Raw genomic sequence first — 23,369 nt, 5'->3', positions numbered from 1 at the left:
AAAGTCACTACAATCCCAAACTTTTTTGTAGTGGGACAGGGGTTGTAGGATTATTTCCTGTATCATTAATATCTATTACAGCATTTCCTAATAAAACATCATCAAGATATATATTTAAATTCCATAATCCATCACTTGGTAATCTCATATTTAAATTTTCTCTCGCTGTTGAAAGAGTATTTTTTTCAACAACATCTCCATGACCATCTTTTGTTATTTTATATAAATTTGGAATTTCTATATGATTTCCACTACTATTTAAAGCAACAATTTTAAGCTGTTTATTCAGAACATCTTTATCATTTCCCCACAAATAAAGTGTTGTATAAACAAAGTTGTCTTGTTTACGAGGTTCAGTTAGCCCAAACTTTCCTTGTATGCCTATTAACTTGATAGCATTCATACTATTTTCTTTTATAAAAAAATAGTGCTTTAACTCCTTATTATTCTCTAACTGTGATGGCTGTTTTTTATTTTCACTACTATTAACCTTATCTGCTGTTTCTGACGATTTACTTACTATAGTCTTTTTCCCAATATAACTATAAGCGAATGTACCGCCTAAAAATGTTATTACACATACAAAAACAGCCAAAGTTAAAACTTTACTATTCACACAATCAACTCCATCATAATTAAATTCTTCTTATATTATTAATATTTTATCATACACCATAATGAAAGTATTTAAAAACTCTGTTAATACTTTAAAGAATGTTGTGTACAACAATTTGTTATTCTGTTTGAATTGCTCCTAATTATATCATTTTATAACTAATAGAGCACAGAAAATTTTCATACTATTTTTCACCGCTTATTCAATTTTCAAAGCTTTTATTGCAATGACTATCGAGCAAATTATTCTACATCTACCTTAATTGTTTCCAAATTAATCATTATCCTCGTGCCTACATCAAGCTTTGATTCTATTATAATACTGTGAGAAAGCTTGCCTAAAATTTGCTTGCACATGTACAATCCAAGGCCTGTAGACTTTTTATCCCATCGTCCGTTAAACCCTGTAAACCCTCTTTCAAATATACGGGTAAGGTCTTCTTCCCTTATGCCAATACCTGTGTCTTCAATAACAAGTGTTTTTTCAGAAAGACTATCCATGTAGATTGAAATAGTTCCCTCTTTAGTATACTTTAGTGCATTTGATAGAAGCTGTTCAATAACAAATTCAAGCCACTTTTCATCCGTTAGCACCATGCAGTCTAGTTCTTTAAAATTAAGCTTAATTTTCTTTCTTATAAACATTCTTGCATATTTTCGCACTGCCTGTTTTACTATATCATCTAGGCTGTACTTTTTTAACACAAGATCGGAAGACATACTCTCAAGCCTTAAATACTGCAGTACAAATTCTACATATTGTTCTATCTTAAAAAGCTCCATGGAAAGTTCTGAGCTTAGCTCACTTTCCTCTGACTGAAGGATTAAATGCATTGCTGAAATAGGCGTCTTAATTTGATGAACCCATAAAGTATAATAATCTATTAAATTGCTTCGACTTACCTCTGCGTTATAGGAAATTTGGAGCTTTTCCTTATATACAGCAGCAAACAAATCATAGTAATCTCTTTCAGTTATATCTTTAGGCTCTGGAAGACTATCAAAATTTAAGGCAGCACTGCTTTTTAAATTCTGAAGCAATTTATGTCTTTTATATAGTTTTGAAAAATCTACAATAAGGAAAATAATCAATAGGTTTGCGCAGAGCACTATGGCGTAAATCACCGGTTCTAAAGGGAGATTGTATAGTGAAAACACAAGAGCGAAGATAAAACAGAATACAGCAAGAAGAATGATCTCTTTAAGGTGAATTATAAAATAAGAATTTATAAAATTAAAAACATCTGTTTTTTTCATATTACTCCACCAGATATCCTATACCTTTTTTAGTTTTAATAAAATCTAATAATCCTGCCTCCTGCAGCTTTTTACGCAGTCTTGTTATATTAACTGTTAAGGTATTGTCATCTATATAACTATCAGTTTCCCAAAGTTTTGTCATAATAGTATCTCTAGACACAGCTTTACTTTTATTTTCCATAAGAATCTGCATTATCTTATTTTCATTCTTTGATAGCTCAATTTTACAGCCATTATAGTTTAATGTAGAGTCGCTTGTATTAAGTATTGCTCCTTTATGCTCAAGCAAGCTAGTCTGTCCAGTGAAATCATAAGTACGGCGCAGTAAAGCTTGCACCTTTGCTGTTAGCACATTCAGATCAAAAGGTTTTGCTATAAAATCGTCTCCGCCCATATTCATAGCCATAACTATATTCATGTTGTCTGAGGCAGATGAAATAAAAATAATTGGGACCTTGGAAACCTTTCGAATCTCACTGCACCAGTGATATCCATTGAAATAAGGTAAGGTAATGTCTAAAAGAACAAGCTGCGGATTATAGGAAACAAAGTCAGTAAGCACATCTTTAAAATCAGTTATACACTCTGCCTCATATCCCCAGGACTTTATGTAATTTTTCACTGTTTTTGCAATTAGTAAATCATCTTCTACTATAAGAATTTTATACATTTACAGTTCCCCTTACTTACTCATCTTTCTACATAACAACATTATTATAGCATAATTATAGTGGTTCTAATAAATTGCATGTACCAGCATCTGTAGAGATAACCTAAATTACTTATGGTATGGTACTTCATACTTATTTTTGAATTTTAGAATAAATTATCTAATGTTTGAAAAAATACTTATTATGATAAAAAAGTTTAATTGCTAATGATGCTTATATTATCTTAAAAGCATACAGGAGTATTGTATGAATTATATAATAATAAAAAATGGTCTTGTATTTGATTTTAAAACTAAAAATTATATAAAAAAAGATGTTTTAATAGATGGCACTAAAATCAAAGCTGTAAAGGATAATATTACCTTTGATAATGAAAATCTTAAAATAATAAATGCTAAAGAAAACTATGTGCTTCCTGGTTTAGTTGATTGTCACACTCATATTGGAATTTTAGAAGAATGTACTGGTACGCTTGGTTATGATAATAATGAAACTTCAAATCCGGTTACACCAAATCTTAGAGCTATTGATGGTGTTAATCCTTTAGATGTTGCCTTTAAAGATGCGGTAAAAGCCGGCGTAACAACCTTAATGACAGGTCCTGGTAGTAACAATCCAATCGGTGGTCTAAATTTAGTTATGAAGACCTATGGAAATATTATTGATAATATGGTAGTAAAAAGCCCATCTGGATTAAAAATAGCCTTTGGTGAGGATCCTCTCTACATATATGGAAAAAATGGAAAATGCCCAGTAACTAGAATGGGTATTGCGGCTCTTATTAGAGAATATTTTCTAAGAGCTCAGGATTACATGATTCAGAAGGATAATGGAAAAATTGATCATAGAGATGCCGGGCTTGAAGCTATTGTGCCTGTACTAAAGGGTGATATAATACTTCGAGCACATGCACACAGGGCAGATGATATTGTAACTGCTATACGAATTGCTGAAGAATTTAACATCAATAAATTAATCATTGAACATGGAACGGAAGCTCACCTTATTAAAGACTACATCCGTGAAAAAGGAGTTTCTGTGGCCTTTGGTCCAATGTTAACTCCAAGGATAAAAATGGAACTGAAGTTAAGGAATTATGCCTCTTCACTGGAACTTTGTGAAGCTGGTGTGAGAATGGCCCTAATCACTGACCACCCTTATAATTCAATAGATCAATTTAGAGCTATCGCAGCTCTGGCAGTTTCAGAGGGTCTCAGCAAAGCTGATGCTTTAAGATTTATAACTTCAAATCCAGCAGAAATGCTAGATTGTGGCGATAAACTTGGAAGCCTAAAGGAAGGCTTTGATGCCGATATCGTTATTTATAATGGCGATCCACTTAATATTATGTCTAAAGTACTTATGACAATAATTAACGGTAAAATAATCTATACTAATAAAAATCTAACTGAGTACATAACTAAATAAATAAGAGTGGTTTATGCCACTCTTTAAGTTTGCACTCTAGGCTTTGTCGGATCACATTCTGGGTTTTTTGTGTTTGCAACCATTGAAAGTATAGTCAGGTAGTAACATTCTTCTCTATACATATGATCTGGCACCAATGGAGAAAGAATGCTAAGAATCTTCTTTTCAGTAACACCTTCTTCCAATCCTTTCAAAAATTCTTTAAAGCATGTCATTTTCTTATCTGCATCTTCATTATGTTTTCTTAGTTCTGGGAAGTCATAATTAATTAACATTATAGCTAATGGTATTATTATTTAAGTTATTAACCCTCTTCCATATTGTTTCCTGAACTTTACTGCATATATTATCAAAAGAAGCCTCAATACTGCTGCTAAGTGACAAGGTAAAATCAAAGCTTTTGCCTTCTATACCCACTATTATTCCATCAATAGCTTTATAATTACTTCCAAGAGCTTTTATAAAGCTATATCCATGTTGTGAGAATAGACTTTGATTACCATTTAACCTATAAATATTCTTTAAGCTATTAACTGTTACAGTTCCTGGTTCAATTCCAAACCAGGTTGCATCAATTATGATTATATAGTCATCTTCTTCGATTTTGCTAAGACAATACTCAAAGTCTGTCTCCCCAATAATAACTTCAATACCACCTTCCTCAAAGCTTCTACCAAGCCATTCAATTATATGAATAGCAGCTCCATCATCACCCATAAGCTTATTTCCTATTGCAACAATCTTTATGGACATATTGTTAGCTCCATTGGTTTAAATCTATCACTGACAATATGTGTAGCGCAGGATATACATGGGTCATAGGATCTTACAATTCTTCCTATTTCAACAGGCTGCTCTGGGTTTTGAATCTCAGTGCCTATAAGGGCCTGTTCTATCACTCCTCTTACTCCTTTTGAATCTGTTGGGGAACAGTTCCAGACACTAGGTGTAATAATGTTGTAATGATTTATTAGCTTGTTTTCAATAGACACCCAATGTCCCAGTGCCCCTCTAGTTGTATCCATAAGTCCGCTGCCTTTCGAACTTTCTGGAATCTCGTATTGCCTTTGTCCTACAGCTTCAAAACTGACCCTTTCAAGTAAACCTCCAATTGTTTCTATAACCCTTTTGGTCTCCAAAACTCTAGCTATGGTTCTATCCATCATAGATATCTTATTTTCATAGTTGCCGCTTAAAATCATTCTTGCAAGAGGACCTACTTCCATAGGATGCCCTTCATAGCGTGGTGCTTTTACAAAGCTGTAAGCCTGAGCTTTGTCCATATTATCTTCTGTAAAGCTGCCAAATAGATTATCTTGAAGTGTTTCCCCTATATACCATGAATTATATATATTTTCCGTTATTTTTGTCTGCTCAAATGGGCTTATCTGTCCATTAATCAAAACTGCAGGCTTTACGTAGCTTATTTCCTTTTCTCTGTAAGTGTTAAACACTCCATAACTCATCAGGTTTCCAAATCCGCGGCCCATCTTAAAATAGTCCTTATAATAATGGGCAATAATATTGACATCTTCCAACATTCTATTGTTTATAAAGGCTTTAATTTCAGAAACTAAATACTTTAAAAGAATAAGCCTAGAAGCATCTAAACCTTCTGTTACCCCTCCAACAAAAATCCCATGATTATGTGGGGCCTTTCCTCCAAGTACTGCCAAGCCTTCATGCGCTAGCCTGCTGAACCTTATTGCCTCCAAGTAATCCTCTGATATTTTCTTGTTTAAAGCTTTAGGAAGCCTTAGGTCATATCCTCCCGCAGAAGATACCGGTTCAAGTTCTGGAGTGACCACAAAATCCGGCAAAGTAAAAAGATAGAAGTGTCTTAAATGATTTTGAATAAACTCCCAGCCATGAATAATATCTCTCAGCAGCTTGTCATTTTCCTTGGGATGAACTTCTAGTGCATCTTCTAACGCAAGTGTAGAAGTAACTGAGTGAGCCGTTGAACAAATTCCGCATATTCTCTCAGTAAAGTAAATAGCATCAAAAGGTGATCTGCCAATAAGCATTTTTTCAAAACCTCGAAATAATAGCCCGCTGCTTTTGGCATCAACTACTTTGTTTTTTTCAATCTTCACCTCTATCTCCATAAAACCGCTTATTCGTGTTAAAGGATTTACTGTTATTGTTCTACTCATAAATTCACCTCAATTCAGTGTTCCCTTTAGAATCTTACAAAAGGTTCCATACCATCTGGAAAAGCATAATTAGCACAGCCTATGCAGGGTGTATTATCTCCAATAGGCCAGTTAACACGACCATTCCACCTTCTTGTTGGGCAGTCAGTTCTAGTAATAGGTCCCCTGCAGCCTAATTTAAACATACAGGTCTCTTCACCAAGCTTTTTAGCAAAGATTCCATTATTAAAGAAAGACCTTCTAGGACATCTATCATGAATTGTAACTCCGTAAAATAAAATTGGTCTATGCATATTATCAACTTCCGGTTTTCCTATTGTAATTAAATGGGCGACTGTCCCTATAACCCAGGCAGGGTTACAGGGACAACCTGGGAGGTTAATTACTTCTCTTTTAAGTTCATTACTTAAACTAACACATTCAGAAGGATTAGGTCTTGCAGCTGAAATTCCTCCACTTGAGGCACAGGTACCTACAGCTAATACATATTTAGCCTTCTCTCCTGCCATTTTAATTGCCTCTAGTGCAGTTATTTTCTTACCCTTATACCTAGCTATAATATTGTAGTTTCCATTATTTTTTAATGCTGCAGCGCCATCAATTAATAGTATAAACTCTGTTTCTAAAGTTTTTAAAAACTCTTCAAAGGCCCTTTCCCCTTCTTCAGCCATTATGCTGTTATTGTAGGTTAGATTTACCATCTCCCTAAGAAAAAAAACTGCATCTGGATCTGCTGCATCTAGAAGAGAAATGATATTGCCAGAACATCCAGCAGCCTCTAGCCAAATAGCATTTATTTTTTTACGCCCCCCGCCTTTAATGCTTCTAACAGCCTCATAAACCATGCTTAAGGCTGATGATTCCTTATCAGCTGATAAAGGACAGTTTGATAAGTTATTCAATTTTGCTTCCCCCGGCTTTATTAAATATCATATTATTTTATTAATGAATTCTTTAATTAATTACATTCATCATATAATTTCTAAATAAGAAGGCGCCACTTCATTTAAAAGACATAAAATAATTATGTAATCTGTTTGTTTGGAGGTTTTAATGTATTTCTCAATCCCTATTTTTAACCCCTGCCAATATTGCAGAAATACTATTAATTATTGCAACTATATTACCTTACAAGAATTTACATTAAGCGAGCTTGCTTATTATGATGGTTCTATGGGAAAGCCAGCCTATGTAGCGGTTAACGGAATTGTTTATGATGTCAGTACTGAAGCAGCCTGGGGGGGCGCAAGCCATTTCGGCCTTATTGCAGGCAAGGATTTTACTTCTCAGTTTCAAGGCTGCCATGGTAATGAGGCCATTTTAGCTAAGCTTCCTAAGGTAGGAATTTTGAAGAAATGAGAGAGGTGAGGCTTATAAATAAACACAGGATGGTTATATTTTAAAGCCATCCTGTGTTTATTATTTTCACATTAAATTACCATTTCTCTTAATCACTAAATAATGATTAATTTACACTAATATTTCTTAGCCATATATAATCTTACTTCCTGTGGAACGGTTATTTTACCATTTTTACCATTTATATAATCTGCAACTGTCTCAAGTATAGCTTTCTTCTTATCATAATCTAAATCATGAAAATCTGAGATAGAATTGATTAATTTTAAGTACCTTTCCGTAGTGTATTCATCATCCCACCTATAAACCATAGAAACTGGTCTATCAAACAGATTATTGGTTTGTATTTCTGATAATCTAAGATTATGTAGGTCTTCAGCATCTTCTGGACTTAAATAGTCATCAAACTCAGGAGCAAGCTTTCGATAAATATTTCTTATTTCAATTAGCATCTCGGTTTTTGGCTCGATTATAGATGACAAATGCCAGAAAACAGCCATTACCCCGCCTTTTTTCAGCAAATTATACGCTTTAGGATACCCTACCTCTGGCTTAATCCAATGAAAAGCAGTTGCTGAGAATATGAGGTCAAAGGTTTCCTCTAAATCATCATAATCCTCAAAGAAAGAACAGATAGAATTGAAATTATGGTACTCAGAATATTTTTCTAATAGATACTGCACTTGTTTATCTTCTATCTCTAATCCAGTAATGGAGTATCGATTTTTTACAAAATAATCTGTGGCTTGACCTGGGCCTGAACCAATTTCCAATATCTTAGCATCCTTTTTTAATACTGAAAAATCTACAATGTCCTTAAACAATTGAGTAGGATACCCTGGGCGGGCTATTTCATAGTCTGATATTACGTCTTTAAAAACATGATTATTCCCCATTATTAATTTCCCCCATTGTTAGTTATGCTTATAAAGCTTTAGTTTCAAATCTTTTATTTCATGTAGTGTTTTATAAGTATATTTAGAGCAAGAGTATATTGATTACCGTCGCCTTTGAATGGCTTTTGCACTTATAAAGTATTTTGATACTCTGTTGGTGGTAAACTTATTTGTTTTCCATCCTTATCAACAAAGATGCCGTGAATTTTATAGTATTTTATGCTTGCAGCAAGGATACTAGCATTACCATCAATTGCAGCATCACTCTCATATATAATTACACTTTTTATTTTTGTTAGGTCTATTTCTGGCTGGCTATTTATATAAAATTCAGCGATAGTTCCCCTCTTGAAAGGAAAATCTTCATCTCCAATTGGATCAGTACCATCGTGGTAGTTTTTTTCCACCTTTAAATTTAATATTGACTTCCCATTGGATATTTTATTAAGGGAAATTATTTCTCCTTGAACATATCGTAACCTATCTATAGATTCCCACTTATTATTTGTATTTTGGATATTTGGTACAACTACATTTTTTATGTCTGGCTTATTTACTGCTGCAAGTATTACAAATCTATGAATTGATGAATTAGAATTTGCAACAGTAACTTTCGTATTAGCAGATGACCTTGTTGTTATATCTAATTTGTTATTCAGTATTTTAATTTTATCTATTTGAAAATTCTCTGAGAAGGTTGATGGTAAAGGACCCAATATTGAATAATAAATTATGGATTGCTTAGTGAAATCTTCTGGCGGCAGGGTGCTGTAATTCATATCAGTGCTCTTACTAAAATATTTATTTTTAAAGGCATCCCATTCACTTTTAGTATTTAACAAAACAGCACCTTGAGGTAATTCAAATATATCCTTCTCCAGCACAAAGCCTTCATAAAAACTATTAAAAGCTATATTCCCGTCTGAACTTTTATTTTGATCAATGGTTACTTTAACTGAATTATTACTTTCTATTAAGTTTGAAGTGTTTGAACTTCCATTTAAAAATATATCTTTTAAATATATTAATCCCCAAACAGCTAAAGCCCCCACAACAATTATTCCTAACACTACAAGGATTGGCTTAACTCTATTAATTACTTTTTTCACATAAATACCCCCATTAAAAAATCTTACATTATTGTGATTATATAATTAATTTTCCATACGCCATGATTTTCCATTAATCACTAAATAATGATTGATAATTATTAAAAGAAGATTCCGAAGCAAATGTTATCCTCACAGTTTTTTCTTGGTAAAATCTATCTTGAATTTTTATTTATATAAATGTTTAGTGCTTGAATTGCCTTAAATGATACACTAATAATTGCTATGTATGCCAGCATTCTGAGTATAGATTCTATTATAGCAAAGGAGCTAATGGCACCAAATATCCCAATAGCATTACTCATATTACATATACCCCCTTTAATTTAACTTCTTTTTATTGCATTTAACTAAATAGATACCAAAAAATATTTGAAGTAAGATTATTGCTACGGTAATTATATCTACCGTAATGATTTTGCTGCTCAATGCTTCCATACCACCCCCAGCATAATGTGGTATTTTAAGTAATGATTGTATAATCATAATATAGGTAGGTAGTAAACTAGATAAATTAATTAATCCATCTATTGCTACTAATATACCCGTTGTTAAACGAATATTTTCATTTTGTAATAAGCGTAAGCATCTTGTTTCATTTGATCTTTTAATATATACAATTAATAGGAATATAATGATTGCTACAACAACAATCCATAAAATATTATTTTCGACAAACGAATTTGGCCCACCTATAAGTCTGCCATTTGTTAATATCAATGTACTTAATCTACTAGGAAGTGAGCATATGCTTGTAATTACTGTAAATAATAAAGCACTCCCTAATACAGTATTCATTTGCTCATGCCTATCCATATCTATCCCCCATCAGTTTTATGAAAACTTAAAAAACTACATAATTTACTATCTATTATACAATTTACTGAAGTATCCATCCTTTTGTTGTATCATATTGCGTTCGATGACTTGAAGCTTCCTTTAACCATGCGTCTAAATAGATATTGGAATTAACTTTTTATTTTCCAAAGCTTTTCTCCCTTTTAATTGTTCTATAATTAAAAATTACTATTAAAAAACTGTATATCCATATATGGAATTCCTATTCCTATACTAGCTTTCTTGCCAGTATAATATTTTGCTGAATCATTAAGTTTTATGGTGATTATAGCCGATTTTTCCTTCTCCTTTAAACTTAAAGATTTTATATAGGTATTATTTTTGAGTAGTGAAATTGAATTAGATAATGATTTCGAAAATAAAGTATCTTGCAGCTTTAGGGAAAGTTCACCCAATGTTTTATCATAGGATATATCCGCTGCCGGGATATCTACGTAATCAGCATTGAAACTTTCCTCTGTTCCACCTTGGGGGCCAAAACAGACCTGTAGCCCATTAACAGTAACTCTTATGTCGGTTATTTCTTCCTTGCTTTTGCCTTTTAAAGAGATTTGTTTGTTTAAGGGAAATTTTATATCCTTATATGTTGGAATAAAATCACTATCTACATTAATATTTTCCGCGCCTCTCATGCAATCAATCTCGAAGGGAAAGCTTTGTGCTTCAGATTCGGAGTTTGTCCCATTGGCATAGAGAATAATATTGTTTTCATTAATTATATTTGCAGACTCAATAAAATCAATTCCACTTGGGAGGCTGTCTTTGTCCCCTGTTTTTAAATCATATAGAGTAAAATGGTTAGCAAGGGTTGGAGCTTGACTTTCCACTAATATATAATTTTTATATTCTTTAGTATTTAATATCTTCTCATCAGTTTTTGAATAGCTCTGTTTAATATCATCAACTGTTAACTTATCTTCAAACTTATTATTGATTGCATTCGATGAACTACTCTTTGTTTTATTTATACTACAACCTGAAATAAATAAAGTGAAAATAGTAATAAATATTAAGCAAAGTAAATAATAAAACTTCTTTCTCATAGATTTACCTTCTTTCATTATATATTGGGTTTATCTCCAGTGATTTTTAATTAGTTTTGCTTATAAATATATGGCAATAGATGATTATCATTCAGATAGTTTAATAAATTACTTTTTATTTGGTTTCCACCTTTAATGGTATTATATATAATTTTATTTTTATCCGGTCCTCCATATTTATCTTTAGAGTTATCAGTGGACACTTGAATGTCTTTGCCGTCAAAATCTAGCTGCGTAATTATAGGATCACCTTCTGTAGTATATCTGACTATATTAATCCTGTCTTTTATATCTTTATCAACATTATCAACAAACTTTGTTAATCTATCAGCGTTTACATTGCCTTTAAGATTATAAGTAATAGTATCATCTTTACTTTCAGATTTATAATATTTCTCATTATTAATAATAGGCTTTAATAATATCCAATAGGTAGTTAAAGCAATTGATATAATTAAAATTGAACCTATAATCACTACCGCTTTTCTTTTCAATTTATCATCTCCATGAGGTTTATATAAATAATATATTTATGTTCCAAGAAAAGTTTATAATATTTTACTGAAGTGTCTTATAACAAGTTTCCGAAGTAACAAATTAAGATACAAGTAGAACTATATTCTTTTACCATTAGGCATAAACCGATAGGATAAATAACTAATGAATATAATTAATGCATTAAAGATTAAATAATTCCATATAGTCCAACCTGACAAACCTCTACTGACACCTATTCTATCTACTATAGATATTATTAAATTACCTATAATTAAACTTATTAGGTATATTACTGCAAATTTAATAAGTTTGTTTTTCTCCATTATATTTCCTTCTTTCGAGATAAGCTCTCTTACAATTGTGACACCATGAATGAGATTAATTTATATTAATCTTAAAACTGCATTTTTGCTTAATAATACTTGTTTTAAGTGATCTTATTTTTTTACATATTTAGAAATGATAAAGCAAATTATGCTCGGTAATAAAAATTCAATACCTCTACCAATTATAAAAACATAGAAAGGTGCAGAATTACCAGAATTTTGATACTTATAATAATCAGCACCTAACCGAATAACAAATCCTAATACCAAAAGTGCAGCAATAACATTTAAAAATTTATCAATCCTTAATATACTTTTCATCCCCATACCCCCAATCAAAATATTAATAATCCTAATTTCACAAATTTAGCCTTTCTATAACAATAGAAGAATGTTACAAACTAATGAATATGTATTTAAAAATTAATATCTATATTGTAAAATAATGTACGCAGAACGTTTTTCAATAGACGTCATACTATATATTATTTCATTGTCTGAATTTGTTTTAGTAATTACCTTGCATTTATCTGAGAGGTTGTTTGATGAGATAGATATAATCTTTTCTTCATTAGCTGATAAAGTAGTGCTTTTGATGGTTGCAAACCCTGAAATTGATATTATGCTAATTTTATCGCTCTTACCTTTGTTTGTATTCTCAGCAAAAGTATCTAATCTTGAAATATTAAATGGTTTACTACCAATAACAAATATTTTATCCTTTCCGTATACAACGGAAATAAGGCTGATTAAAAGAATAATTATTAAAACTTTTAATTTTCCTCCAGGATAATTTAGCCTACTCATCTTCCTTTAACCCCTTTTTTATCAATCATTGATAAAATTTACTTCTTTACAATTCAATAAAAATTCCAGCACATTTTTGTTAAATTCATCTGGTTTATCTAAATTAGGTAGATGTCCAGTCCCATTTATTTCAATCTTTTGCGCCATAGCTATGTTTAATTCCAAAACTCTTGCAATTTCTTTGATAGGTTGGGAGTCTTCTGAACCTATAATTAGTAAAGTTCTTTTAGTTATTTCAGAAAGCCTTTCTGAAGCAGGAGGATTGATTAATTTCTCTATATCTTCTAATGCCCATTCTAATGATGTATCCAAAAACATATTTCTTAAGAGCCGGCGAGCCTTTGGATTACTTTGCTTCCACATTGGATTATCAAGCATAAACTCAATAGATTGATTGAAATTTTCATCTCTCTTTACTATTGACATTACTGCAAAAGACCTTTCTTTACTTACTTCGTCTACTATTACATCATACCCATTTAGAGATGACCCACTTAATACTAAGGATTTAACTAACTCTGGATATTGAAGAGTAAAATCAATAGCAATACTTCCCCCCATGGATACCCCAACTATGTGCGCATTTTTTATACCTAGATAGTCAAATAACCCTTTTAGATCTTCAGAATGCGAAAATGCTTCCTTTGGTTTATCAGACTTTCCAAATCCCCTTATATCATATCTAATGACTTTAAAATATTTCCCCAAAAAATTAAATTGATTATCCCACTGTCTTAAGTCAGTAAGACCACTATGCAGCAAAACTAAAAATTCTCCTTCACCTGTTATTTCATAATATAGGCTTGTTCCATTTATTTTGGCAAAACCATTAGTATACATTAATTTCCTCACTCTATTATTATAAGATTTTAATAGACCTATTGCTCATTATTTTACATTTCTTACACAATCTTTATATTATTATATCATACTATTTTTTATTGCAAATCAAAAAGAAAAATCACTTGCTATTTTTACATTGAAAATAACAAGTGATTTTACCACATTCATCATATTTAGAGCTCCAATCTTAGTGAATTTACACTCACAATGTTTATGTTATTATAGCATTAACAGATTCCTTCTCAAAATCATAATATAAAGTATCTTCATCTTTTATTAGGAGGTATCTTATGAAAAAGAATCATCTTATTTTATTTTCATTAGCATTATCTTTTCTGCTTGTAGGTACTTTATTTACAGGCTGTAGTAAAAAAAATGATAGTCCATTAACAAAGGTAAAACTTAATGAAGTAACTCGCTCAATTTTCTATGCACCAATGTATGCAGCTATAGATCAAGGTTTCTTTAAAGCTGAAGGCTTAGAAATTGAACTTTCTACAGGCGGTGGAGCAGAATTAACCCTTACATAAACACAAGTGAGATAACTACACTTCCTTTATTTATGACATTACACAAGGACTAGCATTGTCCTTGTGTAAAATTATCTTTTCCCCTTTCCTTTTTTATTTCAACAATATTTATTAACTTTGTTATTAGTTTTTTATTCCCATTTATACATATAATTTTATAGATAATTTTTGTCATTAGTATAACCACCTTTGTGATACAAAATGTGTCATTTTACTAAATATTGTAACCTCCATGATATACTATTTTAATTGGAGGGGTTACAATGAATAGTTTTGGCGATAGATTAAAAGATTTAAGACAAGATAATGATTTAACTCAAGAAGAACTTGCTAAAATTTTAAATATTACTAGAACTGCTCTGTCCAATTATGAAAATACTGATAGAGAACCCAGTTTTGACTTGCTTATAAAAATTGCTGATTTTTTTAATGTTACTTTAGACTATTTATTGTGCCGCACAAATTTAAAAACAAAATATTATAAACCAAGTAAATAGCAATTCTCCCATGAGCTTATTATATAATTAATTCTTAATATCCAACTCACGCCCAAAGCGTTATCTTAATAAACATTTTCCAACATTTATATATTTAATATTACTTATTTTTATAGTATTATTAAAATAATGCAATTTTTCGACACATTTTGTGTCCTTTCTTGGGAGTGTTATTTTTGATAAATTTGAAGCATTGGAGAATAAAAAAGAATTTAACTCAATTTCAACTAGCAATTAGATTAGAAACAAGTCCGGGTTACATATATGAAATAGAGTCAAATAAAAAAACACCATCTATTCGTATGATTTATAAAATAGCTGAAGTGTTAGAAATATGCCCAAAAGAATTATTGAAATGCGATTGTATAAAATGTTATAAAATAGAGCCCTGAATATCAGAGCTTTTTTATAATTCTTTATATTTACATCTTCCATAATATCCATTTACAGGTCCTAAGCTCATACTTTAATTCAAATAGTCTTTGCTGGTTATTTATTGCACTCTGGCACTTAAATATTAGCATTTCATTACCAGCTATCTTTTCTTTATCTATAAATTTAACTTTATCAATTTTAATAACTGCCTCGTTATTATCTTCAGTTGAGATCTTGAATCTAACTGGATGCGGTATACCTGTTTTCTCAAACCAACAAACCATATCTATAGGTGTAGCTAGGATTTTCATTTTTTCACCTTCCAAGTGGAGCATATTATCTATATTATATGAGAATATATGTTCGTAGTCAAGGTAAAAAATAAAGCCCTGAAAATCAGAGCTTTTTAATTTTTAATTAAGCTTTACAATTACTTGTCCGCCAGTTAGGAAAGAACTATCAAATTCAAGTTCTAATCCAGTTTGTCCTTTTGGTACTTCTACAACATATACACCTGTCATTTTTCTTCCTGCTCCAACTTCTCCGTCTAATTGCCCTGCATTTGCTGCACTAAGCCCAGTAATAGAATATTCACAAGATCTACCATCTTTATCTACGACTTTAAACATAATCATGGAAGATATTGCTTGACTATCCTTAGAAGTATTTTCAATTGTACAATCAACAGCGAAGAAGTCTTTTCCATCTGCTGGCTTAAAAACATCAGTAGGTTTAACTGTATAAACCTTATTCACTGTAATCTTAAGATTTTTAAGTTGAACAACATCTCCAACTTTGAATGTCTTAGTTTCAGATTTAGTATCAGTATTAGATGATGTAGTTGCTGTGTTATTTTCCCCTACTTTTGTAGGAGTATTTCCATTACTGCAACCAACAATAAATATTGCTAATACTAAAGTAGTTACGCCTAAAATTATTTTTTTCTTATTCAATATATCCACCCCTCAAATTAAAATATATTTACACATTATTAACATTTCTACAAATCTTTTAATTATCCTTCTAAATGTTACAAAAAATAAAAAATCCTGAGGATTTCTCCCCAGGATTAATATTATTGTAAAGCCTTATCCTTATTAAATTCTCCAGCTACAGCTTGTCTAAAAGCATCAATATCTGCATCTGTTATTCCAGGTATTTTCTGTTTAATTAAAGATTGAAACATAGTAACTTTAGCTTGGATTGTATCTCCAATTATTTCATTTATTCTAAAATGTTCCTCCACTACATTCCATACATCCCATGCTATAGCTTTTGTCTTTTGGTAGTTTGTTAAGCCTATTTTAGCCACAATTAGGTCAATTACCTTTGGCACTACCTTTACTACCTCTCTGCCGATTATTCCTAATATAGCTATTAAAATAGCATTTAGAGCAGGTGATAATATTTGCATTATATCCATTTATACATTCCTCCTTATACTAAATTAGCAGCATCTTTAAATGTGCTATATCTATCGCTACCAGGTTTTCCACCTATAGGTATCACCTGGTCAGCCTTTAATCCACTAGCATCATAATCAGATTTTAACATTAATGGACATTGATTTTTCCTTGCTACAACAATAGCTGCAAATGCATCCGCATCTCCTAGATAAGTAACTATTTTTTTCATATCTACATAACCTCTCTTTAATAAGTTTATTTGGTTCTGAACCTCATTTTTAAATTGATCCATTGATTTACCATATTGCTTAAAATATCCTATTGGGTCCGTATGGTCTGTTTCGTGATAAAGATTTGAAATATCTGCATGAGAATATATTTTACTTGTATCCCATCCATATTGTATACACTTAGAAGCTACAAGCCATACCGCTCTATTCCATGCTTCTTGAAATTGTGAAGCGTTATTATTAGCAGGCTCACATATTTCAACGCTTAGATATTTTTTATTTGCAGTAGCCCCAGCATGCCATGCTTGTTCATTATCGGGTATCATTTGAATAATTTTGGTCCACTCTACAACATAATGAGCAGATGCACTTCTGTTCCCAGAATTGAAATAATCATGTTCATTTTGAGCTGTAGCACCTACATCATCTGTAGCATGAACCACAAACCCTTGAGGAACTAAAGCAGTTTTTGGACGATTATAATTAATTAGTTGCTGATCTACTATATAGTTCATAATATCCTCCTTACCTCTTTAATAAAATTCCTATAACGAAAATAGAGACTGTGACAAATATGCCAAGTCCCCATCTTATAGTTACCATAAAATCATCCATTTTCTTTATTAAATTCTTAATTTCTGTTTTATACTCCCTACTGTCCTGCTCTAAGGTATCAATCTTCTTGCTATGCTCATTTAGCCTTTTATTATGCAATTCTAAAGTATCCTCTATAAATTTGTGTTTCTCTTCGCATAGCTCCTTGCTGTAATTTTCGCTCATAATGCACCTCGCTTTTTCAAAATAAAAATACACCCAATTAATGGGTGTACACAGCAGCTAATATATTATCTTTTTTAAAGTGTCTCACTTGATGTCTTAAATAACAATAAGCCTCAATATCATTATCTTTAATTTTAATAACTTTAATATTTCTCTGAGTAAATTCATTGCCTTTTTGATACATTATAGTAATAATCTTATGTGTAGCTAAAGATGTTTTCAATACATTATCAAACATTATAACCACCTCAAATATTTTGAGATAATTATATCATATTATTGTTTAATATGCAAACACATGTTCTTGATGAACGTAATATCTTTTAGGTTTTAATAGCTATATTACCAACTGTGTTTCTAATATAGCTATTTGCTCTCTCAAATTATTCTTATAAGCTAACCTGTCTTGCCACTCTTGAGGTAACTTAGTTGTATCAATTCCCATAGCAATCCAGGTAGCTTCTTGAAAATCGCTTAATATAACTTCATACTCTGCTAATTCTTGTTTTAGACTTGTAAGCTCTAGGTCATTATCGGATACATCAAGTATAAAGTAATTCCCTTTTAAATCTGAAGTATAATAAATATCTACATCCTGAATTTCTGGATCTACTTCATGGATTTCAAAACCATCTTCTATGATAATATTATCAGGGAAATCTCTGTTATCATTCCATTGAAATGTTTCAACAACTTCCCCTTTAGATATATTAATTTTTAAATATCTTCTCATAATGCTCTCCTTACCACAAATAAACGCTGCCTGTCCAAGCATTTGCGTAGGCATTTACCTTTATGCTATTGTTGTCCACATATTGATACGTTATTATAACATTTCCAAGAGTTCCACCAATTGATACAATAGGTTTATATCCTAAGTTATGGGTTATAGTTACAGATGTACCACTTGCAATAGTACCACCCCAAGAGAAAGCAGACTTCTTACCAAGATAACTATATCCACCAGAAGCTGATATTGTTGCTGTACCTTCATAAAGAATAAGCCTACCATTTATATACACATCTGCTTCTGTATATGGCCAACCATAAATCTCAAGTGAACCATGCGCAGATGCAGATGAATTTATAGCTAAAGATACATTATCACATTCTGAACCAACGTTTCCTACATTAGAACAAGAAGCACTTAGTTTTGTATTATTGGTAGCTCCGTTTGTATGTAAAGAAAGAGTTGGTTCAGATGCAGCTCCTATAGTTAATGTATTCAATGCTGTTATTGTTGAACCTTTAATAGTTATTCCATTAATTGTTCCACCACTTATTCTATCAGCGCTTAAATAGCCTGTGGTTATTAATGAAGCGTTAATAGCACCTGTAATTATACGGCTACCATCTATAACAGTTGTTCCACTTGCTCCTAAACTACTTATAGTAACATACCCGCTTAAATCAATATTTAAGGCACTCATATTAATTTTGCTAGCAGATTGATTAATTAATGATACAATATTATTACCATTAAAATCATTTGAACTAACCTTAGATGTTATTTCTCCTGCTTGAACCTTTAAACTACTCTCCACAGCACTAAGCCTACTACTAACAGGAGATTGAGAATTAGTTACAAGTTGTCCATAGGTTAAGTTTGCATCACACCAAGTAATATCTGGTTCATTTCCTGCTCCAAATGTTTCCGTTAAATCTACAATTAATATATCATCTACATATGCATATTGACCTGCAGCAGTACCATCAACTTGTACCAATAAATCTAAACCATCACCCCAAAACTGAGTTATGCCACTAGCTTTAGTAAACTTCGTTTTGTCTGTATTCCAACTTGATAGAATATGGTCACTAGATAAGTATATTCTTGTAGCTGTACCATTTTTAAACATACAAGAAAAATAGTATTTATGGTCTGGATTGTCTTGTTTTACAGTAGATACATTAGCTACACCATAATAATATGCACCATTTAGAGAGGTCGTTATCTTCATTGAGTTTGGACTACTAACATAGTTAGTGGTATCTAAGGAAATTGTTCCATAATCTGCACACCAACCAGTTAAGTCAGTTTCAAATCCACCATTATCAACTAAATTGACACAAGCATTACGAGCTACAGTATTACTTACTGTAAGTGCTATAGAATCCTTTACTGTGTTAATAGCTGCTGTAGTAGCTGATATTGTACTATAATTATTATGCAAATCAGTAGTTACAGCACCAACTTGAGTGCTTATTAACTGATTGGTTTGTGTAGTTGTACTATAGTTAGTTGTAATATTTGTATTAACAGCATCAATTTGTCCTTGTACATCTTCTTGAGATGCTCTCCAATCAGAAATTTTATTTCCAACTTCTAATTGTAAGTTTTTTATAGTATAAGTTGTAGATTGAGTGGTGGTTGGATAAATTAACAAAACATCAGTAGGTAATATTGTAGATACTGTAGTAAATGTTAGTATATTATTGTTTAGTAAATATCCAACAGTTTGTTTTATAGCTGTCATAGCACTATCATATATTACTATTTGTACTTTTCCAACAGTATTTGATGTTGGATTATCAATCAAACTGTTTGAAAAAGTGTATTGTGTGCTTGGTTTTAAGTTAGCATTATTTAATCTTATATAATAAGTACCATTTCCAGTAACAATACCTGTTTTATAATCAGCATTTATAGTACCGTTGTATGCTAAAAGTTTATTATATACGATTAAATTTCTAGCTCCAACTTGTATGCCATTAATTGCTGTAGTAATGTCTGTACTCCATATCTTATTAGTTATATTACCTTGAATTGCAGTAATAGAAGTACCTTGTGATGTTATAGTCTGTCCTTGACTAGTTACAGTATTATTTAAAGTATTGAAAGCCAAATCAAGTGTTTGTGCTTGTTTATCTAAGAAAATTTTAGTAGATTTTATAGTTTGTGAAGCTCCATTGATTTGTACAAACAAGCTGTTTATATCAAGCTTTTTAGCATCAATATTGGCGGTATCAGACACCATATCATTTCGGATGATCTTATCCTTAATACCACTGGCCTTAAGGCCTAGTGCATCAAACATTAGATTTCCATCAGCATCCCAAACATACATACTATAATCATTGGAAGCATCTTTACCTATTTGTATCCTTACTCTATTGGGGTCCTTTATCTGAATTGTATTATCGGACATAAGCATATTGCCACTATCCGATACAATCCTAAACTTAGTAGTACTAATATCTCCAGCCAGAAGTTTGCCAACAGCTAAGCTAATTATTTGTGATGATCCAATAGCCTCATTAGCAATTACTGCACTTCCTGCTTGTATTGCTCCTACTTGTAAGTTAGCAGCACCAACATTTCCAGCCAATATAGTCTTAATATTAGCGGTGTCAGATTCTATTAATGTTATTCTACCCGTAGCTGCTGTTAAGTTTACTATAGTTGCATATGTTGCGGACAAATTATTAATATTAGCTACATCTATGCTTGCATTTTCTATAACACCATTTACAATATGCGCGTAATTGCCATATAAGTTGGTTACATGTGCAACATCTATACTTGCATTGTCGATTACACCATTAACCATATGGGCGTAGTTAGCTTCTAATTCTATTGTACTTACCTTTTCAGCCAATACTAATTTAATATTAGCCTGATCTATTACCATCCTATCTACACTGTTTTTTATGCTTCCTGAACTATTGAAATTTTGGCCAGTTTCAGTTTTACCTACTGCAGAAGCAGTTCCACTCAATCCACCCTTATAACTGATTTTATTGTCCATTAAAAGTGTATTGTAGGTATTACCTTTTAAGTCAGTTATAGTTATCTTATCTCCTGCCTGGAGTGCTTGGTTTCCGTGCCAGTTCATGCTATACGGCATATAAGATAGATTCCTCAAAGTATTATAAATGCTATCCAGCTGAGCTTGGATCATTATAGGGTTTTCAAATTGTATCTCATTTCCATTGGCACCTGCAGTAAGAATACTATCTCCAACTTTACAAGTAAGCTTTCCTATCGTGAATAATTGTTCGCTTGTTGAAAGCTTAGAATAGATATCAGAAGTTACAGAAAAACCACTATCTACATAAGATAATATTTCAAGCTTTCCAGCTCTGTTAAACCTTGCAAAACCACCTAAAAAAGAAGCTATAAATCCTATAGCTTCCCTAAATGTATAACCATCTATTTTATTAATTTGGATATTAGGAAGTACTGTTGCAAGTTGTACTCCTGCCTTAGTACATATCTCCTGTGCTACTGAATTAATACTTATAGGATAGCTTAAATCACTAAAATATGCCTTTTCAAGCTTAATCATATTATCGTAACATGTTAGCTTAACTACGTTCTTATCTTTGCTAATTTCATCTACTGTAAAAGTTCCTAGAGGTACATCTTCATAGACTCCATTTACTAATAAACTTATTGTAGCTGTAATATTAGCATCTTCTAATATTAAAGTATCAGGAACATTTGTAAGAGTTATATCAAGTTTTGAGCTACCAACTCCGCCTAAGATAAAACTTTCAGTGGGATTTGTATTCTCTTCTAAGCCAATTTCAATTATGCTGTTATCATCAAAAGTTGTATTCCTTATAGTGACACTACTCTTAAACTGCCTTCCATTTTGTTTTATTGCATCTTTAAATGCTTGTGTAACATTATACATTGCTTACCTCCTTCCCTTAAAGGAAAAGGTTTATTCCTCTATCATGTAATCTATTAGCATTAGTTCAGCAGGTGTCATATTATGACCTTCAAGTTCAGATAGCTTAAACTTATGTATGTCCACTTCATTCTCTATGGCCAGAAGCTCTTTAATATCCTTATCCCAGGACTCGAAATCTTTGAGTATAATTTGTCCATTTTTATCAGCTTTAACTTTTTCTTTATTATCTTTCTCTGCATATTTTTCTATCAGCTTTGCTCTTTCCTTATCATAAATCTTTAATTCTGCATCAATTTTGCTTATGTTTTTTGCTATAGCATAACTAACTTTAACAGGTAGTGGCTTCTTAGCAATTTCACTGAGGCCTTGTATAGAATTTATAATTTTTTCATTACTTAATTTCATAGTTAATCATCCTTCCTTATTAAAATATTACATATCCAAGCTCAGTTGCTCTAGCCTTTACAGCAGTTTCAAACTCTTCATATTGAGCCTTAACATCAGCTGCATTTGCGGATGCAAGAACCTTATTTACTGTATTACAATTAATATTGGTATTCATGTTTGCTGTGTCCAGGGTTGCTCCTAGATACATAACTACTGTATCTACCCCTTTATCGTCTTTAACTGTTACCTGTGCATTAAAATTTACATTTTCATTAATATTCATAGATTATCATCCTTTCTATAATTCTGTTAAATTAAAACTTAATCCTTGCCATCTATCTGTACTAAAGTCATATGCAGGCGCTACTCTATCGCCTGCATACATAGTAAGTGTATTTTGTCCTCCCACTAAAGGATCCGGATAATTTACTGGAACACCAGTTGCACTTACAGCTTGCAAAATATTTTTTATTTCATCCCCTGTAAGTGGGCCCCACTCACATTCAATTTTTCTCATGATTCTTAATCTATCTCTAAGAAGCACTCCTTTAGCATTTCTAGCGGAATTGTCACTGTCTAAGTCAAGTATATTCACCTTAAAAGTTTTAGGAGCAGCTATAGCCACTCCATTTATCTTAAATTCAGCCATGCTACT

At 31.7% G+C, this 23,369-nt stretch carries 33 protein-coding genes; 5 read left to right on the top strand and 28 right to left on the bottom strand.

The window, feature by feature from the left end; translation table 11 throughout:
* Positions 1-7 precede the first annotated feature (7 nt).
* From ACJDUG_RS01050 to ACJDUG_RS01040, 3 genes are all read right to left on the bottom strand, one after another.
* Positions 8-616 (bottom strand): hypothetical protein, encoded by a 609-nt coding sequence (locus tag ACJDUG_RS01050; protein WP_406768020.1) that lies wholly within the window; start codon positions 614-616, stop codon positions 8-10.
* A gap of 242 nt (positions 617-858) precedes the next feature.
* A complete protein-coding gene (locus ACJDUG_RS01045; RefSeq protein ID WP_406768019.1) occupies positions 859-1,872 on the bottom strand; it encodes a sensor histidine kinase in 1,014 nt (337 codons plus the stop codon).
* A gap of 1 nt (position 1,873) precedes the next feature.
* Complete coding sequence (locus ACJDUG_RS01040) at positions 1,874-2,545, bottom strand: response regulator transcription factor (protein ID WP_406768018.1); 672 nt, start codon at positions 2,543-2,545, stop codon at positions 1,874-1,876.
* Between the two features lie 247 nt (positions 2,546-2,792).
* On the opposite strand from ACJDUG_RS01040, the gene ACJDUG_RS01035 reads away from it, so the two are divergent.
* A complete protein-coding gene (locus ACJDUG_RS01035; protein ID WP_406768017.1) occupies positions 2,793-3,974 on the top strand; it encodes an amidohydrolase in 1,182 nt (393 codons plus the stop codon).
* 23 nt (positions 3,975-3,997) lie between these two features.
* Here the strand turns inward: ACJDUG_RS01035 and ACJDUG_RS01030 are convergent, their stop codons facing one another.
* Genes ACJDUG_RS01030 through ACJDUG_RS01015 form a run of 4 tightly spaced genes read right to left on the bottom strand, consistent with a single transcriptional unit; the run spans position 3,998 to position 6,975 of the window.
* Positions 3,998-4,249 carry a DUF2935 domain-containing protein gene (locus ACJDUG_RS01030; RefSeq protein ID WP_406768016.1) on the bottom strand — a complete coding sequence of 84 codons (252 nt, stop codon included), beginning with the start codon at positions 4,247-4,249 and terminating at the stop codon, positions 3,998-4,000.
* Positions 4,239-4,727, bottom strand: coding sequence for a hydrogenase maturation protease (locus ACJDUG_RS01025; RefSeq protein WP_406768015.1), 489 nt, complete (start codon positions 4,725-4,727; stop codon positions 4,239-4,241). The genes ACJDUG_RS01030 and ACJDUG_RS01025 overlap by 11 nt, the downstream gene beginning before the upstream one ends.
* Positions 4,718-6,130 carry a nickel-dependent hydrogenase large subunit gene (locus ACJDUG_RS01020; protein ID WP_406768014.1) on the bottom strand — a complete coding sequence of 471 codons (1,413 nt, stop codon included), beginning with the start codon at positions 6,128-6,130 and terminating at the stop codon, positions 4,718-4,720. The genes ACJDUG_RS01025 and ACJDUG_RS01020 overlap by 10 nt, the downstream gene beginning before the upstream one ends.
* 26 nt (positions 6,131-6,156) lie before the next feature.
* Positions 6,157-6,975, bottom strand: a complete 819-nt coding sequence (locus tag ACJDUG_RS01015) for a hydrogenase small subunit (protein WP_406768678.1) — start codon at positions 6,973-6,975, stop codon at positions 6,157-6,159.
* A gap of 208 nt (positions 6,976-7,183) precedes the next feature.
* On the opposite strand from ACJDUG_RS01015, the gene ACJDUG_RS01010 reads away from it, so the two are divergent.
* Entirely contained in the window at positions 7,184-7,489 is a 306-nt protein-coding gene (locus tag ACJDUG_RS01010; protein ID WP_406768013.1) for a cytochrome b5 domain-containing protein, read from the top strand.
* A 116-nt stretch (positions 7,490-7,605) separates the two neighbouring features.
* Here the strand turns inward: ACJDUG_RS01010 and ACJDUG_RS01005 are convergent, their stop codons facing one another.
* The 10 genes from ACJDUG_RS01005 to ACJDUG_RS00960 all read right to left on the bottom strand — a co-directional run bounded on the left by ACJDUG_RS01005 (position 7,606) and on the right by ACJDUG_RS00960 (position 13,866).
* The gene (locus ACJDUG_RS01005; RefSeq protein WP_406768012.1) at positions 7,606-8,385 is read right to left on the bottom strand and encodes a class I SAM-dependent methyltransferase; all 780 of its coding nucleotides are present in this window, start codon (positions 8,383-8,385) and stop codon (positions 7,606-7,608) included.
* Between the two features lie 131 nt (positions 8,386-8,516).
* Complete coding sequence (locus tag ACJDUG_RS01000; protein WP_406768011.1) at positions 8,517-9,494, bottom strand: hypothetical protein; 978 nt, start codon at positions 9,492-9,494, stop codon at positions 8,517-8,519.
* Positions 9,495-9,649: 155 nt separating this feature from the next.
* A complete protein-coding gene (locus tag ACJDUG_RS00995; RefSeq protein ID WP_406768010.1) occupies positions 9,650-9,799 on the bottom strand; it encodes a hypothetical protein in 150 nt (49 codons plus the stop codon).
* A gap of 16 nt (positions 9,800-9,815) precedes the next feature.
* On the bottom strand, positions 9,816-10,310 hold the full coding sequence (locus ACJDUG_RS00990; RefSeq protein WP_406768009.1) for a hypothetical protein: 495 nt from the start codon (positions 10,308-10,310) through the stop codon (positions 9,816-9,818).
* 200 nt (positions 10,311-10,510) lie between these two features.
* Complete coding sequence (locus tag ACJDUG_RS00985) at positions 10,511-11,395, bottom strand: hypothetical protein (protein WP_406768008.1); 885 nt, start codon at positions 11,393-11,395, stop codon at positions 10,511-10,513.
* A 50-nt stretch (positions 11,396-11,445) separates the two neighbouring features.
* Positions 11,446-11,889, bottom strand: a complete 444-nt coding sequence (locus ACJDUG_RS00980) for a DUF4362 domain-containing protein (RefSeq protein ID WP_406768007.1) — start codon at positions 11,887-11,889, stop codon at positions 11,446-11,448.
* A 120-nt stretch (positions 11,890-12,009) separates the two neighbouring features.
* The gene (locus tag ACJDUG_RS00975) at positions 12,010-12,216 is read right to left on the bottom strand and encodes a hypothetical protein (protein ID WP_406768006.1); all 207 of its coding nucleotides are present in this window, start codon (positions 12,214-12,216) and stop codon (positions 12,010-12,012) included.
* 114 nt (positions 12,217-12,330) lie between these two features.
* Entirely contained in the window at positions 12,331-12,540 is a 210-nt protein-coding gene (locus ACJDUG_RS00970) for a hypothetical protein (RefSeq protein ID WP_406768005.1), read from the bottom strand.
* 102 nt (positions 12,541-12,642) lie between these two features.
* The gene (locus tag ACJDUG_RS00965; protein ID WP_406768004.1) at positions 12,643-13,026 is read right to left on the bottom strand and encodes a hypothetical protein; all 384 of its coding nucleotides are present in this window, start codon (positions 13,024-13,026) and stop codon (positions 12,643-12,645) included.
* 21 nt (positions 13,027-13,047) lie between these two features.
* A complete protein-coding gene (locus tag ACJDUG_RS00960) occupies positions 13,048-13,866 on the bottom strand; it encodes an alpha/beta fold hydrolase (protein ID WP_406768003.1) in 819 nt (272 codons plus the stop codon).
* A 293-nt stretch (positions 13,867-14,159) separates the two neighbouring features.
* Between ACJDUG_RS00960 and ACJDUG_RS00955 the strand changes: the two genes are divergently transcribed.
* The 3 genes from ACJDUG_RS00955 to ACJDUG_RS00945 all read left to right on the top strand — a co-directional run bounded on the left by ACJDUG_RS00955 (position 14,160) and on the right by ACJDUG_RS00945 (position 15,288).
* On the top strand, positions 14,160-14,399 hold the full coding sequence (locus tag ACJDUG_RS00955) for an ABC transporter substrate-binding protein (protein WP_406768002.1): 240 nt from the start codon (positions 14,160-14,162) through the stop codon (positions 14,397-14,399).
* Positions 14,400-14,662: 263 nt separating this feature from the next.
* Positions 14,663-14,896, top strand: coding sequence for a helix-turn-helix domain-containing protein (locus ACJDUG_RS00950; RefSeq protein WP_406768001.1), 234 nt, complete (start codon positions 14,663-14,665; stop codon positions 14,894-14,896).
* 167 nt (positions 14,897-15,063) lie between these two features.
* Positions 15,064-15,288 (top strand): helix-turn-helix domain-containing protein, encoded by a 225-nt coding sequence (locus ACJDUG_RS00945; RefSeq protein WP_406768677.1) that lies wholly within the window; start codon positions 15,064-15,066, stop codon positions 15,286-15,288.
* Positions 15,289-15,318: 30 nt separating this feature from the next.
* Here ACJDUG_RS00945 and ACJDUG_RS00940 read toward each other — a convergent pair whose 3' ends face one another.
* From ACJDUG_RS00940 to ACJDUG_RS00890, 11 genes are all read right to left on the bottom strand, one after another.
* Positions 15,319-15,582, bottom strand: a complete 264-nt coding sequence (locus tag ACJDUG_RS00940; protein ID WP_406768000.1) for a hypothetical protein — start codon at positions 15,580-15,582, stop codon at positions 15,319-15,321.
* 102 nt (positions 15,583-15,684) lie between these two features.
* On the bottom strand, positions 15,685-16,209 hold the full coding sequence (locus ACJDUG_RS00935) for a DUF4352 domain-containing protein (protein ID WP_406768676.1): 525 nt from the start codon (positions 16,207-16,209) through the stop codon (positions 15,685-15,687).
* 137 nt (positions 16,210-16,346) lie between these two features.
* The gene (locus tag ACJDUG_RS00930; RefSeq protein WP_406767999.1) at positions 16,347-16,694 is read right to left on the bottom strand and encodes a hypothetical protein; all 348 of its coding nucleotides are present in this window, start codon (positions 16,692-16,694) and stop codon (positions 16,347-16,349) included.
* A 14-nt stretch (positions 16,695-16,708) separates the two neighbouring features.
* Positions 16,709-17,422 carry a peptidoglycan recognition protein family protein gene (locus tag ACJDUG_RS00925; RefSeq protein WP_406767998.1) on the bottom strand — a complete coding sequence of 238 codons (714 nt, stop codon included), beginning with the start codon at positions 17,420-17,422 and terminating at the stop codon, positions 16,709-16,711.
* Positions 17,423-17,432: 10 nt separating this feature from the next.
* Entirely contained in the window at positions 17,433-17,687 is a 255-nt protein-coding gene (locus ACJDUG_RS00920) for a hemolysin XhlA family protein (RefSeq protein WP_406767997.1), read from the bottom strand.
* Positions 17,688-17,724: 37 nt separating this feature from the next.
* On the bottom strand, positions 17,725-17,925 hold the full coding sequence (locus ACJDUG_RS00915) for a hypothetical protein (RefSeq protein ID WP_406767996.1): 201 nt from the start codon (positions 17,923-17,925) through the stop codon (positions 17,725-17,727).
* A gap of 99 nt (positions 17,926-18,024) precedes the next feature.
* A complete protein-coding gene (locus ACJDUG_RS00910) occupies positions 18,025-18,420 on the bottom strand; it encodes a hypothetical protein (protein WP_406767995.1) in 396 nt (131 codons plus the stop codon).
* 10 nt (positions 18,421-18,430) lie between these two features.
* Positions 18,431-22,327: a hypothetical protein gene (locus tag ACJDUG_RS00905; RefSeq protein WP_406767994.1), complete on the bottom strand. Its 3,897-nt coding sequence runs from the start codon at positions 22,325-22,327 to the stop codon at positions 18,431-18,433.
* Positions 22,328-22,357: 30 nt separating this feature from the next.
* Positions 22,358-22,732, bottom strand: coding sequence for a hypothetical protein (locus ACJDUG_RS00900; RefSeq protein WP_406767993.1), 375 nt, complete (start codon positions 22,730-22,732; stop codon positions 22,358-22,360).
* A 19-nt stretch (positions 22,733-22,751) separates the two neighbouring features.
* A complete protein-coding gene (locus ACJDUG_RS00895; protein WP_406767992.1) occupies positions 22,752-22,997 on the bottom strand; it encodes a hypothetical protein in 246 nt (81 codons plus the stop codon).
* A gap of 15 nt (positions 22,998-23,012) precedes the next feature.
* Complete coding sequence (locus ACJDUG_RS00890; RefSeq protein ID WP_406767991.1) at positions 23,013-23,363, bottom strand: DUF6711 family protein; 351 nt, start codon at positions 23,361-23,363, stop codon at positions 23,013-23,015.
* Positions 23,364-23,369: the final 6 nt, after the last annotated feature.

Source organism: Candidatus Clostridium stratigraminis, from assembly GCF_045310675.1.
Taxonomy (GTDB): domain Bacteria; phylum Bacillota; class Clostridia; order Clostridiales; family Clostridiaceae; genus Clostridium_AT; species Clostridium_AT stratigraminis.
The sequence above is the reverse complement of the archived record's forward strand: the minus strand, read 5'-3'. Positions and strand labels throughout refer to the sequence as shown.